Below are 14,697 nucleotides of genomic sequence, written 5' to 3'. Positions count from 1 at the left end.
TGTCATAGCGTTATTATTCTGGCTTAAGTTTGTTTAAAACTGACCTGACGCAATATTTGATCGTGATCACTTCCCCATAATGATATCCATCATTTTGAGGGTGGGAACCATGGACAAATTACTCGATCGCTTTTTTAACTATGTCTCTTTCGATACACAATCAAAAGCTAAGGTAAAATCCGTGCCGAGCACCGATGGGCAACGTAAGCTGGCGGCAGCGTTGCAACAAGAACTGCTGGCATTGGGCTTTGAGCCGGTTACCTTGAGCGAGCACGGCTGCGTGATGGCAACGTTACCGGCGAACGTTGACTGGGAAGTACCCACCATCGGTTTTATTGCCCATTTGGATACCGCACCTGATTTCAGTGGCAAAAATGTCAATCCGCAAATAGTGGAGAACTATCGCGGCGGCGATATCGCGCTGGGTATGGGCGATGAAATTCTGTCGCCGGTAATGTTCCCAGTGTTGCACCAATTGCTTGGACACACTCTGATTACCACCGATGGTAAAACCTTATTGGGTGCCGATGATAAGGCGGGTATTGCCGAGATCATCACCGCTATTGTGCGTCTCAAAGAGAACAATATTCCCCACGGCACGATTCGAGTGGCGTTTACGCCGGATGAAGAAGTGGGGAAAGGCGCACAATTTTTCGATGTAAAAGCCTTTAATGCTGAATGGGCCTATACCGTGGACGGCGGTGGTGTGGGTGAACTGGAATATGAAAACTTCAACGCGGCCTCGGTGACCATCAAAATTGTTGGCAATAATGTCCATCCCGGCAGTGCCAAAGGGGTTATGGTCAATGCGCTGTCCTTGGCCACTCGTTATCATCAGTCGCTGCCGGCAGATGAAACCCCAGAAAATACCGAAGGTTATCAGGGGTTTTACCATCTTCAGAGTATTAAAGGTACGGTAGAACGGGCTGAAATGCATTATATCCTGCGTGATTTCAGCCGCGACGGCTTCGAAGCGCGTAAGAAAAATATGGTGGATATTGCCAAACAGGTCGGTAAAGGATTACATCGCGATTGTTACATCGAAATCATTATCGATGACAGTTATTACAATATGCGTGAACACATAGTTCAGCATCCGCATATTATTGAACTGGCACAACAGGCGATGTGCGATTGCGATATCGAGCCTATTATGAAACCGATTCGTGGTGGTACCGATGGCGCTCAGCTGTCGTTCCGCGGTTTGCCTTGCCCGAATATTTTTACCGGCGGTTATAACTTCCATGGAAAACATGAGTTCATTACGCTGGAAGGGATGGAGCAGGCGGTGTCAGTGATTATGCGTATCGCCGAATTAACCGCGCTACGGGCTAAAAACGCTGCATCACAGAGCGAGAAAAACGCAGTGTTGATGAAGTAATCTCGCGATAAATAAACGTGTGTTCCGTAAAGCTTCACCCAATAAAAACGCCCCTCAGGTCAAAACCTAAGGGGCATTTTTTTAGCTTTAAACAGCCGGATATCTCACCCGCTAATCGCGGAAATACCAGTAGCCGCTGTTAACCAGCTCGGTCAGCGTTGCCAAGAAGGACGGCTCGTCTAATGCATCACCGAGCATTTCGGCGCTGATGCTAAAGTGTTGGCACAAAGCATCGGCTGCTGGCAGGTGCGGAGTATCGATCAATTCGCCGTTAACAAAACAATTATCACCTACGCGAATAACCCGTAGTCCACTCAGGCGATGCAACTCTTCACCTTGGCTCAGCAACTCATAGATCTCACCGGCCTGATAAGGCGGTTCCGGCGGCGAAATATCCAGCTCATGGCGAGACTGGGACACAAATTCGCCAAACCAGTGTTGGAAGTGCTCAGGCTGTTGGAACAATTCCAGCATCATTTGTCGTAGCGTATCCATTTCCTCTGGCAATACGTCCGCCGGACGATTGCGTAGCTTCAGATCTGGATCGCTATAACGCTTGCTGCCTAACTCTCTAGCTAGCACGTAATCGGCAAAACCGCTGACCAGTTCCCGGCCGTTTGGCGCACGGAACCCGACGGAATAGTTCAGCGCGTTTTCCAGCGCGTAGCCTTCGTGCGGGAATCCCGGTGGAATATACAGAATATCGCCCGGCTCCATTTCTTCATCGATAATGGCGTCGAATGGACCGACTTGCAGTAAATCAGGATGTGGGCAGTGCTGTTTCATCGGCACTTTTTCACCTACGCGCCAACGGCGGCGGCCCGTCCCCTGAATAATAAACACGTCATATTGGTCAAAGTGAGGGCCAACGCCGCCGCCCGGCACGGAATAGGAGATCATCAGATCATCCATTCGCCAGTCGGATAGCGCGCGGAACGGACGCATCAGCGCTGCGGATGGCTCATGCCAATGATCAACGGCCTGGACCAGCAGGGACCAATTGGTTTCCCCCAAATGATCGTAGCTCTCGAACGGTCCGTGGCTGACCTGCCAGCGACCTTCCTGATGGCTGACCAAACGGCTATCCACCTCCGTTTCCATAGCCAGACCGGCTAATTCATCGGGAGATAGGGGGTCGATAAAGTTTTTAAAGCCGCGTTTCAGGAGCACGGGGCGCTTTTGCCAATAGCGTTTCAGGAAGTCTTGCCAATCCAGATCGAGTTGGTAATCCATTTTTTATCCCAGGGATTGAGTGAACTTGCGAATGATTATAACGGATGGCGCGTGACAGTATCAGGGGCAGGGCGGCAAATTTTGTAGGAATGGCACTGTATGCAGAAAATGCGGGCGGTTTTCTACGTCCGCACAGAGAGTTTGCGAAATTTATCTGGTAACTGAGTTCGGTTATGAATTATTCGTCGTGATGATGATCTTGCTGCCGCCCAAAGGTTACCAGCATTTTAGCTCCGCCTAAGGGACTGTCGGTGACGGAAATTCGCCCCTGATACTGTTCAATAATTTCTGCCGCGACGGATAATCCTAGCCCTTGCCCAGGACGTAAGGTATCTACCCGCTGACCGCGTTGGAAAATCACTTCGCGCTTGCTTTCCGGAATGCCAGGCCCATCATCGTCCACAACGATGGTTAACTGTTTTTCCGAGTGCAGGGCGGTAATTTCCACGAACTCGAGACAGTATTTGCAGGCATTTTCCAGCACGTTACCCATCACTTCCATAAAGTCGTTTTTCTCTCCCATAAAAGTGACCTCGGGGGAGATATCTAGGGTGAGTACGACGCCTTTACGCTGATAAACCTTATTTAATGCACTGCATAAACTATCTAATAGCGCCGGAACTGAATGGATTTCCCGAGTTAATACATTGTGTTCAGAGCGCATGCTGGCGCGATGGAGATAATAGCCAATCTGCTGGGAGATTCGGCTAATTTGTTCCAGCATGATTGGCTCCACTTCTTCGATAGTGGTCTGTTTGCCGGAGCGCAATGAGCGCAGCGTAGTTTGCAGCACCGCCAGCGGGGTTTTTAGACTGTGGGTCAGATCGGAAAGCGTTGTGCGGTATTTGGTATAACGCTGGCGCTCGTTGGTCAGCAAAATATTCAAATTTCGCACCAGGCTGAGCAACTCGCGCGGCGGATTCTCATCCAACTGTTCCCGCTCGCCTTTTTCCAGTTGGCTGATTTGACTGACCAAAGCTTTGATAGGGCGCAGGCTCCAGTACGCCGCCAGCCACAATAGGGGGACAACTAACAGCAGGTTGGCTAGTAGCACATAACTAAACCAGTTCCATACCATATCCGAACGCTGTAGCTCTTGCGGAATGGTATCTACTACCACAATGGTTAAGGCGGGAAGGCGATCGGTCGCCTGATAAGTGTTGACAGAAACCGAGTGCGTTAGTGCGCTGGCGTCGGTATCGTCGTATTTCTTCAGCTGATCCTGCGCTTTGGGGTTGTCGCCTAACACCGCGCTACTGATTTCGGTACCGGTATCCAACTCATAGAATCCGGGCTTGCTAAGCCAGCTTTTCTGAATATGAGATTCCAGTTCAGGCACATGGCGCTGTCGCCACAGAATGTTGCCGTTATGGTCATAAATCAGTACTAGCGTAGGAACATTCAGCTCCAGCTCAGGAGGAATGGTAATGCTGAGTTTGTTGTCATGCCATTGAGCCAGACTAAAGAACAGATTGCTTTCCCCCCGGTGAGCGCGGAAGGTGTTTTTATCGAAGCTAACAATATAGCCCACCACCGCCACCATTCCGTAGGAAAGCGAAAGCGCCAGAATCACGCCCGCCGTAGCCATCAGGAAGCGGGCGCGCAGAGAGAACGGTTTACTGTTCGATTTAAACATGGCGATTAGTTGGCATCAAACCGGTAGCCTTGGCCACGGATAGTGGTGATAACTTCTTTTTCGTGTTCAACCTGCAATTTTTTGCGCAAACGGCCCATTAATACATCGATGGTGTGGCTTTCGCGTAATTCAGCGTCGGGGTAGAGCTGTAGCATCAGCGTGTCTTTACTGACAACTTTACCTGCGTTTCGAATCAAAGTTTCGATAATGGTGTATTCAAAAGCGGTCAGTTTGATTTGTTGCTGATTCACGCACAGTTCGCGGCGAGAAAGATCGATCAGGAACGGTGGGAATTCGATAATCTGCGAAGCCAGACCACTGTTGCGGCGCATTAATGCCTGCATACGGGCAATGACTTCTTCCAGATGGAAGGGCTTGGTGACGTAATCGTCGGCACCGGCTTCCAGTACCGCCACTTTATCCTGCCAGCTTTCACGAGCGGTCAATACCAAAATCGGCAACTTGGTTTGATGACTACGCCAGCGGCGAATCAGGCTTAGCCCGTCTTCACCTGGCAGGCCGAGATCGATAATGGCGATATCCGGAGCATGTTCCTGCAAAAAATAGTCGGCTTCTTTCGCATCTTCGGCGGCATCGACCTGGTGTCCCATCTCGCGCATCTGTACCGAGAGGTGGTGACGCAGTAGAGCATTATCTTCTACGACTAAAACGCGCATACCAAATTCCTCAAAAAGCTTGGGCCGGGTAAAAACTTACCCGGAAAAATAAGGGTGAGATTGATGGCTTAGAAAGTATAACGCAAACCAACCTGACCAATCTGATCGTCTACCTTCCAGTTATGGTAGGTATAACCGACTTCAGCAGCCAGACTTTGCGTTAGGGCATAGCTCGCCTCAATACGTGCTTCGTGATACATCTTGCTATCATATTCCGCCAGGCGATAGGCAACGTCTAAGCCAATGTCCTGGGTCAATTTAGTCTTGATACCCACTTCACCGGTCGCACTGTTGTAAGCTTCTGTTTTATTACCATCTTTCTTGACATCGTACAGCATTGCATGGCGGCTTGCACCGGCCAGCAGGTACATATCCGCATCTGGCGTCAGAGCGAAATGATAACCCACGCCGAGCAAACCATCACCCATACCACGATCGTTATCTGCGATAGCGCTCAGACGAGCGGTCATGAACAGATTGTTTTCAAAGCCATAACCGCCGTTTAAGTAGAAACCGCGCATTTTGTCGCTACCAATGTGGCTGGTGCCGGATTGGTTAAATTGCTTATCGAAATTTTGCTTATTATCGATGGAACCGAACTGGAACCCGCCGCCGATAAAGGTGTAATCATCCGCGATAGCCAAAGTGCTGGTAGTGATAAGTGCCGCTGCTAATAAAGATTTTCTGAACATAACTGCTCCTATGATTGTGATTCCCTGAATGTCAGAAGGCAATTATCAACGGGGAGAACTAAACCTTTATTCAACGAGGGGGCAGTGTAAGTAAATGAAAGTTAAACGGCAGAGAGTAGGATACTGAAAAATAAGCAGGCGACGGGGAGCCGCCTGCTGCAAAGACTTACTTCAGTTCATCAACCAGAGCGACGGCACGGCCAATATAATTGGCTGGCGTCATGGCTTTCAAACGAACTTTTTCTGCTTCTGGCAGCGCCAAACCATCGATAAAGGCTTGCATACCGGCGGCGTCAACGCGTTTTCCGCGAGTCAGCTCTTTCAGTTTTTCGTAGGGTTTTTCAATGCCATAACGACGCATAACCGTTTGAATCGGCTCTGCCAGCACTTCCCAATTGTGATCCAGTTCGTCCAACAGATGAGGCTCGTTGACTTCCAACTTGCTGATGCCTTTCATCGTTGATTGATAGGCGATCAACGCGTAGCCCAGACCCACGCCGAGGTTACGCAGTACGGTAGAGTCGGTCAGGTCGCGCTGCCAGCGGGAAACCGGCAGTTTGCTCGCCAGATGCCCCAATACGGCGTTAGAAAGACCCAGATTACCTTCGGAGTTTTCGAAGTCGATCGGGTTAACTTTGTGCGGCATGGTGGAAGAACCGATTTCACCGGCAATAGTTTTTTGTTTGAAGTGATTGAGTGCGATGTAACCCCAAATATCACGATCGAAATCGATCAAGATGGTGTTAAAACGCGCTACACAGTCAAACAATTCGGCGATGTAATCGTGTGGCTCGATTTGTGTGGTGTACGGGTTCCAGTTGATACCCAGCGAGGTCACGAAGCTCTCGCTAAACTGGTGCCAGTCAACTTCCGGATAAGCCACGATGTGTGCGTTATAGTTGCCGACGGCGCCGTTAATTTTGCCCAGAATTTCAACCTGAGACAGCTGACGGAACTGGCGCTCCATACGGTAAGCCACGTTCGCCATTTCTTTGCCAACGGTGGATGGTGTCGCAGGCTGGCCATGAGTACGGGACAGCAGCGGCAAATCGCGATATTGGTGGGCCAGCGCTTTGATGGCGTCAATCATCTGGCGCCAGAAAGGTAAAATCACTTCCTGACGAGCGGTTTGCAGCATCAGAGCGTGAGACAGGTTATTGATATCTTCTGAAGTACAAGCAAAGTGAATGAATTCTGACACAGCCTGCAGTGCGGGAATGCTTTCAACTTTCTCTTTCAGGAAATACTCAACCGCTTTGACGTCATGGTTGGTGGTGCGTTCGATGGCTTTAATGCGCAGGGCATCCTGTTCATTGAACTCTGCCACGATCTTGTCAAGGTAAGCGTTTGCGTTGGCATCAAAAGCAGGAACTTCTTTAATTTCTGCGCAGGCTGCCAGTTTTTGCAGCCAACGTACTTCGACCTGCACGCGGAATTTCAGCAAACCAAATTCGCTGAAGATAGCGCGCAGTGCGCTGACTTTGTCGCCGTAGCGTCCATCAATTGGGGATACGGCGGTCAGTGAGGATAATTCCATCGGTAGCAACTCCTGGGATCAAATATTAACGATGAGCAAGAATACTCTGCGCCTGCTTGAACAGACGATTACGAGAAAACATAAGCTGTAAACGGCTTCCACCTACCTGTTGCCACAGCACCGCAGAGCGGATACCGGCTAACAGGGCGGCGCGAACTTTGGCCTGGATTAAGGTGCTTTGCAGCATGGCCGGGTTGCCGGTCACCTGAATGCGCGGCCCAAGTGGGCTAATTACATCCACATAAATGGCGGCCAGAGCGCTCATCATAGTCTCTGACTCGAGATCAAAATGAGCGAGCTGACGATCTAACTGACTGATACGTTCGCCCAAGGTGCTCATGGCGGACTGGTGAGCATTTAGCTTACGCTCCAGTACCATCAGGCTCAGAGCGTAACGCGTCAGTTCGGCGCTAGGGCCTTGGCGGTTGGCATTCAGCACTACCTGTAAGGTTTCCAGCCCCATGGTGAGGAATTTCTCATCTCCACCGTACACGGCAAGAGTCGAATCGGGATTGGTCAGCAGCACGCTGTTGAGTGAAGTATGCAGGGCCTCGTTGTCGCATTGGCCTTCGTGAGCCAGTTGCTGAACCAGACGCGCAGACTGACAGATACCTGCCAGCGCCAGCGTGATGTCGTAATAATTCTTTGCCACGATTGCTCCTGTCGAAATTATTGGTCGCTAACTGGGTGACGTGATTCGATGATACCGCCGCCGAGACAGATTTCTCCCTGATAAAACACAGCGGACTGACCGGGGGTAACGGCGGCAACCGGATCGTCGAAACGCACATCAATGCGTTCATCATCCAACGGCGTAACCGTACAAGGAATATCTTGCTGACGGTAACGGGTTTTGACCACGCAGCGGAAAGGAGCCGTAACCGGTTCGCGATCGACCCAATGTAATTGCTGAGCAATCAAACCGGTAGACATCAAACGCGGGTGCTCATGGCCTTGGGCTACAATCAGCAGATTGTTGGCAACGTCTTTATCCACCACATACCACGGGTCATCGCCACCTTCTTTGGTGCCGCCGATGCCCAGACCTTTACGTTGGCCCAAAGTGTGGTACATCAAACCTTGGTGTTCGCCGACGTGTTTGCCTTCAACGGTCATAATTGGGCCGGGTTGAGCAGGCAGGTATCGACCAAGGAAATCGCGGAATTTCCGCTCGCCGATAAAGCAGATACCGGTTGAGTCTTTTTTCTTGGCGGTAACCAGGTCAAGCGCTTCCGCGATACGGCGGACTTCCGGTTTTTCCAGCTCGCCAACCGGGAACAGGCTTTGTGCTAACTGATCGTGGCCCAGCGTATATAAGAAGTAACTTTGATCTTTATTGCCATCCAGACCGCGCAACAGCTGGCTTTTGCCATTGACATCGTGGCGACGAACATAGTGGCCGGTGGCGATATAATCGGCGCCCAGATCTTCGGCGGCAAATTCAAGGAAGGCTTTAAATTTGATTTCTTTATTGCACAGAATATCTGGATTCGGCGTGCGTCCTGCTTTGTACTCTTCGAGGAAGAGTTCAAAAACGTTATCCCAATATTCCGCGGCGAAATTGACGGTGTGTAACTCCATGCCCAGCTTGTCGCACACTGCTTGAGCATCGGCCAAATCGGTCGCTGCGGAGCAATATTCTTCATCGTCGTCTTCTTCCCAGTTCTTCATGAACAGGCCTTCAACCTGATAGCCCTGTTGCTGTAGCAGGTAAGCTGAAACGGACGAGTCGACACCGCCGGACATACCGACGATTACTTTTTTCTGGCTGTTATCTGACATGGGAGTCTCACTAACTTAAGCGCCGGGCGTGCTGACAACGGATAATCCGTTTCGCATTGCGCGGCAAACAAGGCATTACAAAAACAAGCGCCGGATTTTATCACGTTGCCCGTCGGGGCGCACCGCACAATCACGGCTTAGGGTAAATTACGCCAATTAATTATCGGGCTGAATCAATGTGGCCAGTTAAAGGTACCAATTAGATCGAGCGAATAGCGCTCAGGCTGTAAATAACAACGGAGACTTTCGGCGACCAAAGGAGAGCGCAGATTGGGCGCGTGCAATATTTCATCGGCGGTTAGCCACAGGCAGCGATCGATATCGCTATCGTGAGGCTGAGTGGGCAAAATGGTTGCCAGTTCAATCACAAAAGCGAAGCGCAGGAACGGCGTATTATCTGGTGCAACCCATTGGTGCATGCGTAAAAAGGATTGAGGCGTCGCACGGATACCGGTTTCTTCCCACAGCTCACGTTCTGCGGCCTGTAGCAAGGTTTCATTGGCTTCCAAATGACCGGCCGGTTGGTTCCACAGCGCTTTGCCATTAATCGTTTCTTCAACCACTAAAAATTTGCCTTGAGCATGCACTACGCAGGCCACGGTAACATGAGGTTTAAACATCGTTAATCTCCTTCCATTGACCGGGTTGCAAATCTCCCAGGCTAAAATTACCCATACTAAAACGAATCAGTCGCAGGGTAGGGAAACCGACGTGGGCCGTCATTCTGCGTACTTGGCGATTGCGCCCTTCGTACAGCGTTATTTTCAGCCAACTGGTCGGAATGGATTTGCGCTCCCGAATTGGCGGGTTTCTTGGCCACAACCACTCCGGTTCCGACACTTTTTCAGCGCCAGCGGGAAGCGTGGGGCCATCTTTTAACGTGACGCCCTGCCGTAAAAGGCTTAGCGCTTCTTCGTTCGGCTCACCTTCAACCTGCACATAATAAACCTTACCGGTTTTTTTCCCCGGCTGCGTCAGTTTTGCCTGTAATTTCCCATCGTTAGTCAGAACCAGCAAACCTTCGCTATCTCTATCCAAACGACCGGCGGCATAAACATCATTAAAAGGAATAAATCCCTTCAATGTTGCCCGTCCAGCCTCATCGGTAAACTGTGGTAACACATCAAATGGCTTATTCAGTAACACCACGCGACGTGGACCTTGCACCGGCGCAGGTTTCGCCTGTGAGCGGGAGCTGAATCGGTTAACTTTGTGATTTTTAACAGAGATTTTATTCATGATGATTGCGCTTCCAGTTGATTAGCGCATTATACATCAATCCGTTTTGGATTGGCGTGAAACGAATATTCAAGTACTATTGACAAGAATCTTACAAGGCATTAACAAAAATTGCGCTGAAGGAGAGGTTGATGGAAAGCAAAGTAGTTGTTCCGGCAGAAGGTAAAAAAATTACGGTCGACGCTAAGGGTAAATTAGTCGTTCCTAATAACCCGATCATTCCGTTCATTGAAGGCGACGGCATTGGCGTTGACGTGACTCCTGCTATGATCAACGTAGTGGATGCGGCAGTTAAGAAGGCCTATAACGGCGAGCGTAAAATCTCCTGGATGGAAATTTACACCGGTGAGAAGTCTACTCAGGTTTACGGTAAAGATGTTTGGCTGCCAGAAGAAACTCTGGATTTGATCCGCGATTATCGCGTTGCCATCAAAGGCCCATTGACCACTCCGGTTGGCGGCGGTATTCGTTCTTTGAACGTGGCTCTGCGTCAACAGCTTGACCTGTATATCTGCCTGCGTCCGGTACGTTATTACGAAGGCACCCCAAGCCCGGTAAAACACCCAGAACTGACTGATATGGTGATCTTCCGCGAAAACGCAGAAGATATCTATGCCGGTATTGAGTGGAAAGCTGGTTCACCAGAAGCAGAGAAAGTGATCAAGTTCCTGCGTGATGAAATGGGCGTGAAGAAAATTCGCTTCCCTGAACAATGCGGTATCGGTGTAAAACCTTGTTCAGAAGAAGGCACTAAACGTCTGGTGCGTGCAGCGATTGAGTATGCAATCGACAACGATCGTGAATCAGTTACGCTGGTCCACAAAGGCAACATTATGAAATTCACCGAAGGCGCTTTCAAAGACTGGGGTTACCAGTTGGCGCGTGAGGAATTTGGTGGTGAGCTGATTGACGGCGGCCCGTGGGTTAAGATCAAGAACCCAAAAAATGGCAAAGATATCATCGTTAAAGACGTTATCGCCGATGCCTTCCTACAACAAATCTTGCTGCGTCCGGCTGAATACGACGTTATCGCCTGTATGAACCTGAACGGCGACTATATTTCTGATGCTTTGGCTGCACAGGTTGGCGGTATTGGTATTGCTCCGGGTGCCAACATTGGTGACGAATGCGCGCTGTTTGAAGCGACCCACGGCACGGCACCTAAGTATGCTGGTCAGGATAAAGTGAACCCAGGTTCTATTATTCTGTCCGCAGAAATGATGCTGCGTCATATGGGCTGGACTGAAGCCGCTGATTTAATCATTAAAGGTACTGAAGGCGCGATTCAGGCCAAGACAGTGACTTATGACTTCGAACGTTTGATGGAAGGCGCTAAGCTGCTGAAATGCTCAGAGTTTGGCAACGCTATCATTAAACACATGTGATATTGACATGTCTATAAAACTTCACGGGAGCTTATGCTTCCGTGGGTTTTCCAACGACTTAATATTTCTTCTGCAAAACTGTACAAAAAACACCCTCAATTAAACAGCTAATACCAGCCATTCTTTACCCCTATCATCATTATATTTATCAGTCATAGCCTGATTTTTATGTCCGAGTAATGTTTTAGTATCCACTCCTTGTTCTCGATATAACCGCTCTGCTAAGGATCGCTGTTCAGGAAAGTAGGTGGGGTACCCTCTTTCCATTGCAATCCACTTTTATCTCTGGCCGCCGAAAATCCGGTAGTGATTGCGTTGCTAGATACTTGACCACCACGTTTAGCCATTGATGTTGTATGATGATAATGAAGCATGTACGGACTAACGATCATATTGCGACACCGTGCTATAACATCTTGCAGCGTATAACCGACAGTCTCACATTTTAAGGTTATGGGTATGGCTATTCTGGTGCCCGTTTTTTCCTGCACGATATGAAGGTGATTATCCCAAACATCGCTAAATTTCATGCCAGCGATGTCACCTAAGCGCTGACCGGTAACCAAGGCAAGAAGCATTGCATTTTGGATATAACCTTGCATATTGGCAGCGGCATTAAATATTGACTCCCATTCATCAAAGTTCAAGCGAATACGGGTAACCTTGTTTGCTGGTTGCTTGGTGGCCAGAGCAGGGTTATAGCCAGGCGGCACCTCCCCAGCGTGTTGAGCTTCTTTGTACACATCGATCAGCACCATCCGAACAACCTGCGCCATCCGTTTTTGCCCCTTCTCCTTATACTCTTCAATGACAAAGGCTATATCTCTAACGCCAACATCAGGAAGGGTTAGCATTCCACAATGACGTCTGAACGCTTCGGCTGGTGCATTTTTTTGCTTAAGTGTGTTGAGTTTTATTTCCTCACTGTCGTAACGTTCTTTCTGGATAGTGAGATAGCGATCCAGCCAAGAGTTAACTGTTATTGCCTTACCAGTTTTGAGACTGATCTCATCTCGCGCTTTGAGCAATTGCCCCATTTGTTGACGGGCAAAACGGCTATTAGCCTCAATAGCGATAGCCTTTGCTGCAGCCTCATCATCACCTAATCCATGGAATTTACGGGTGATAAGAACTCGCCGCGCAAATCAAGCGAAGCCCCAGTAGGATAAAGAGCAGCAAGCCGAGGGTAACGACTCTTGTCAAAAGCAGAGCCATTACACTTGATATATCCAATCGGGACACTGGCTGATGGGTAATAAATTGGCTCACCAATAAAAGAAAATACGCCGCTGTCCTCGGTAGCTTTCCAGCCGGAAAATACACCATTGGTATAGCTTCCCGTGGCAATCTTGCCGCTTTGACTGAGCGCCATCATGGACAAAAAATCACCGCCATGATTGAAGATAATCACGTCGAACCACTCCCCACCAAAAGAGGCGATGGAGTTGGTATATTCATTAGCAGCGCCACCGCTAAACATTAAACCGGGATTATTCTTGATGTGGGCAGGCAGGTTAAATCCCGTTGGTACACTGACCGATGCGCCACCAATACCAAAACTGCCCACTGGCATTAACTGTCCCACTCCGGTTCCAGCGTCACGGGTTGCAGCAGTCCCTAGCTCTAATGCAGATCTAGCAGTAGATTTATTGGTTAAGTCAGAAAGGTTGGCGCTTTTTTTCAGTGCATCAGCGGCGGCGGCAATGACTTCGCCCAAACCAAGGTTTACGAGAGCACCGGCGGCAACACTTTCTTTAGTCACCAGCCTTGCTGTGACACACTCCGATTATTTTTTCGGGGAAATCAACATGCTGATCGGCTATATCCGGGTATCAACAAATGACCAAAACACCGAATTGCAACGTAATGCCTTAATTAGTGCAAAATGCGACCTGATTTTTGAGGATAAAATCAGCGGAAAATCCACCGACCGGCCGGGATTGAAAAAAGCCATGCGCCATCTATCTACCGGTGACAGTCTGGAAGCTAGATCGCCTTGGCCGCAGCGTCAGACACCTCATTACGTTGGTTGAAGATTTAAAGAATCGGGGCGTTCATTTCCGTAGCCTTACGGACAGTATTGATACAGGAACGGCGATGGGGCGCTTCTTTTTTCATGTTATGAGTGCGCTGGCGGAAATGGAAAGAGAGTTAATTGTCGAGCGTACCTGTGCCGGGCTGGTAGCTGCGAGAGCGGAAGGGCGGATAGGAGGGCGGCGTCGTATTATGACTGATGAGGTTATTGAGAGAGCAAGGCGTATGTTTGCTAACGGCGCAACGTTGCATCAGGTTGCGTTGGTATTGGAAGTGTCACCTAAGACAATTTATAAGTATATTCCCGCCGCGGAGCAGGGATGATGATTTTTCTGATTGATCACTGCTCACACCCAACTCACCGCCATTTGCCCAGAATAAACGGGACGGCTACAGCGATGGTCAGCCGGTGGATATTCCGCATGGGCGATGGGTGGATTTGCGGTTGGAGATGCCAGTGGGTGAAATCGAGGGTTCAGAATAGGCTCATATGATACGTAAAGGGCAACTTCAGCACCCTGCCGGAGAGCATCTATCACCGACAGAACAATTTTATTGGTTGGCCGCCTAAAAAATAGGCAACACAATTTTTGCCGATACAGCAATGTTAATGCGACAAAACCTGCATGTGTACTATGTGCCGTTTTTCGATTTATTAGACGCCATTTTCGGTATGACTTTCACTGTCTATAATGTTTTTGATTTAACGGACAAAATAGCCTTAACGTGTGAAACCGTTCCGTTGAGCGTTGAACCCCTATTATGGATACTTAGTCCAAAGTAAATTTTCATCTTGCATTTCTAATAAATCTTCCTCTGTTTTATTGTAAGGAGGATCCCAACAACTTACTTCTGTTTCTATCCACTCATCATATTCGGCTCCTGACAGTTTTGACTCCAATTCAGCATTAATGATTCTCCTTACTTTTGATAATCTGTCCAATATATTACTTTCACTAAAGAACAATAATATAGCAAGAGCCATTTTCGTATGGTTATCAAATCCTGACGTGACTTTATCAGTAACAACAATAAGCTCCTCAACTGAGGAAAATATTTCCTTTAGCTCGTCGATAGATAAACCATTTATTTTTTTCATAT

At 49.0% G+C, this 14,697-nt stretch carries 14 protein-coding genes and 3 pseudogenes; 5 read left to right on the top strand and 12 right to left on the bottom strand.

Translation table 11 applies throughout. From position 1 onward, the window contains the following. The first annotated feature begins 109 nt into the window (after window positions 1-109). The gene (gene pepT, locus AD970_RS00570; protein WP_049596401.1) at window positions 110-1,381 is read left to right on the top strand and encodes a peptidase T; all 1,272 of its coding nucleotides are present in this window, start codon (window positions 110-112) and stop codon (window positions 1,379-1,381) included. 111 nt (window positions 1,382-1,492) lie between these two features. Here the strand turns inward: pepT and AD970_RS00565 are convergent, their stop codons facing one another. The 9 genes from AD970_RS00565 to rluE all read right to left on the bottom strand — a co-directional run bounded on the left by AD970_RS00565 (window position 1,493) and on the right by rluE (window position 10,177). After that, entirely contained in the window at window positions 1,493-2,614 is a 1,122-nt protein-coding gene (locus AD970_RS00565; protein ID WP_049596400.1) for a ribosomal protein uL16 3-hydroxylase, read from the bottom strand. Window positions 2,615-2,792: 178 nt separating this feature from the next. Beyond that, window positions 2,793-4,250: a two-component system sensor histidine kinase PhoQ gene (gene phoQ / locus AD970_RS00560; protein WP_049596399.1), complete on the bottom strand. Its 1,458-nt coding sequence runs from the start codon at window positions 4,248-4,250 to the stop codon at window positions 2,793-2,795. A 5-nt stretch (window positions 4,251-4,255) separates the two neighbouring features. Beyond that, window positions 4,256-4,927 carry a two-component system response regulator PhoP gene (gene phoP / locus AD970_RS00555; RefSeq protein WP_049596398.1) on the bottom strand — a complete coding sequence of 224 codons (672 nt, stop codon included), beginning with the start codon at window positions 4,925-4,927 and terminating at the stop codon, window positions 4,256-4,258. Between the two features lie 68 nt (window positions 4,928-4,995). Next, window positions 4,996-5,619, bottom strand: coding sequence for an outer membrane beta-barrel protein (locus AD970_RS00550; RefSeq protein ID WP_049596397.1), 624 nt, complete (start codon window positions 5,617-5,619; stop codon window positions 4,996-4,998). 166 nt (window positions 5,620-5,785) lie between these two features. Next, window positions 5,786-7,156 carry an adenylosuccinate lyase gene (gene purB, locus AD970_RS00545; protein ID WP_049596396.1) on the bottom strand — a complete coding sequence of 457 codons (1,371 nt, stop codon included), beginning with the start codon at window positions 7,154-7,156 and terminating at the stop codon, window positions 5,786-5,788. 25 nt (window positions 7,157-7,181) lie between these two features. Next, window positions 7,182-7,808, bottom strand: coding sequence for a high frequency lysogenization protein HflD (gene hflD, locus AD970_RS00540; RefSeq protein WP_049596395.1), 627 nt, complete (start codon window positions 7,806-7,808; stop codon window positions 7,182-7,184). Between the two features lie 17 nt (window positions 7,809-7,825). Continuing rightward, entirely contained in the window at window positions 7,826-8,938 is a 1,113-nt protein-coding gene (gene mnmA, locus AD970_RS00535) for a tRNA 2-thiouridine(34) synthase MnmA (protein WP_049596394.1), read from the bottom strand. A gap of 173 nt (window positions 8,939-9,111) precedes the next feature. Continuing rightward, window positions 9,112-9,558 carry an NUDIX hydrolase gene (locus tag AD970_RS00530; RefSeq protein WP_049596393.1) on the bottom strand — a complete coding sequence of 149 codons (447 nt, stop codon included), beginning with the start codon at window positions 9,556-9,558 and terminating at the stop codon, window positions 9,112-9,114. Then, the gene (gene rluE, locus AD970_RS00525) at window positions 9,551-10,177 is read right to left on the bottom strand and encodes a 23S rRNA pseudouridine(2457) synthase RluE (RefSeq protein WP_049596392.1); all 627 of its coding nucleotides are present in this window, start codon (window positions 10,175-10,177) and stop codon (window positions 9,551-9,553) included. Before rluE ends, AD970_RS00530 begins: the two co-directional genes overlap by 8 nt. 131 nt (window positions 10,178-10,308) lie before the next feature. Here rluE and icd point away from each other — a divergent pair, with 131 nt between their 5' ends. Continuing rightward, window positions 10,309-11,562 (top strand): NADP-dependent isocitrate dehydrogenase, encoded by a 1,254-nt coding sequence (icd, locus tag AD970_RS00520; RefSeq protein ID WP_049596391.1) that lies wholly within the window; start codon window positions 10,309-10,311, stop codon window positions 11,560-11,562. 99 nt (window positions 11,563-11,661) lie between these two features. Here the strand turns inward: icd and AD970_RS00515 are convergent. Next, window positions 11,662-12,689, bottom strand: a pseudogene (locus AD970_RS00515) (tyrosine-type recombinase/integrase); the annotation flags it as partial. Further along, entirely contained in the window at window positions 12,665-12,934 is a 270-nt protein-coding gene (locus AD970_RS20650) for a phage tail protein (RefSeq protein ID WP_456294426.1), read from the bottom strand. The pseudogene AD970_RS00515 and the gene AD970_RS20650, both read right to left, overlap by 25 nt. A gap of 436 nt (window positions 12,935-13,370) precedes the next feature. On the opposite strand from AD970_RS20650, the pseudogene AD970_RS00505 reads away from it, so the two are divergent. The 3 genes and pseudogenes from AD970_RS00505 to AD970_RS19460 all read left to right on the top strand — a co-directional run. Beyond that, a pseudogene (locus AD970_RS00505) lies at window positions 13,371-13,920 on the top strand (recombinase family protein). Between the two features lie 19 nt (window positions 13,921-13,939). Then, on the top strand, window positions 13,940-14,080 hold the full coding sequence (locus AD970_RS20645; RefSeq protein ID WP_456294425.1) for a phage tail fiber protein: 141 nt from the start codon (window positions 13,940-13,942) through the stop codon (window positions 14,078-14,080). Between the two features lie 3 nt (window positions 14,081-14,083). Further along, window positions 14,084-14,167, top strand: a pseudogene (locus AD970_RS19460) (IS6 family transposase); the annotation flags it as partial. Between the two features lie 189 nt (window positions 14,168-14,356). Here the strand turns inward: AD970_RS19460 and AD970_RS00500 are convergent. Further along, a complete protein-coding gene (locus AD970_RS00500) occupies window positions 14,357-14,695 on the bottom strand; it encodes a hypothetical protein (protein ID WP_049596389.1) in 339 nt (112 codons plus the stop codon). Window positions 14,696-14,697 lie beyond the last annotated feature (2 nt).

Source organism: Yersinia nurmii, from assembly GCF_001112925.1.
GTDB classification, from domain to species: domain Bacteria; phylum Pseudomonadota; class Gammaproteobacteria; order Enterobacterales; family Enterobacteriaceae; genus Yersinia; species Yersinia nurmii.
This window is presented reverse-complemented; position numbering and strand designations above follow the sequence as displayed.

Bases quoted from the DNA above. Each gene is read 5' to 3' on its own strand.
- AD970_RS20650 (WP_456294426.1), bottom strand. From the start codon at position 12,934: ATGGCGCTCAGTCAAAGCGGCAAGATTGCCACGGGAAGCTATACCAAT.
- pepT (WP_049596401.1), top strand. From the start codon at position 110: ATGGACAAATTACTCGATCGCTTTTTTAACTATGTCTCTTTCGATACA.
- AD970_RS00530 (WP_049596393.1), bottom strand. From the start codon at position 9,558: ATGTTTAAACCTCATGTTACCGTGGCCTGCGTAGTGCATGCTCAAGGC.
- rluE (WP_049596392.1), bottom strand. From the start codon at position 10,177: ATGAATAAAATCTCTGTTAAAAATCACAAAGTTAACCGATTCAGCTCC.
- AD970_RS00565 (WP_049596400.1), bottom strand. From the start codon at position 2,614: ATGGATTACCAACTCGATCTGGATTGGCAAGACTTCCTGAAACGCTAT.
- AD970_RS00500 (WP_049596389.1), bottom strand. From the start codon at position 14,695: ATGAAAAAAATAAATGGTTTATCTATCGACGAGCTAAAGGAAATATTT.
- icd (WP_049596391.1), top strand. From the start codon at position 10,309: ATGGAAAGCAAAGTAGTTGTTCCGGCAGAAGGTAAAAAAATTACGGTC.
- phoQ (WP_049596399.1), bottom strand. From the start codon at position 4,250: ATGTTTAAATCGAACAGTAAACCGTTCTCTCTGCGCGCCCGCTTCCTG.
- phoP (WP_049596398.1), bottom strand. From the start codon at position 4,927: ATGCGCGTTTTAGTCGTAGAAGATAATGCTCTACTGCGTCACCACCTC.
- mnmA (WP_049596394.1), bottom strand. From the start codon at position 8,938: ATGTCAGATAACAGCCAGAAAAAAGTAATCGTCGGTATGTCCGGCGGT.
- AD970_RS00550 (WP_049596397.1), bottom strand. From the start codon at position 5,619: ATGTTCAGAAAATCTTTATTAGCAGCGGCACTTATCACTACCAGCACT.
- purB (WP_049596396.1), bottom strand. From the start codon at position 7,156: ATGGAATTATCCTCACTGACCGCCGTATCCCCAATTGATGGACGCTAC.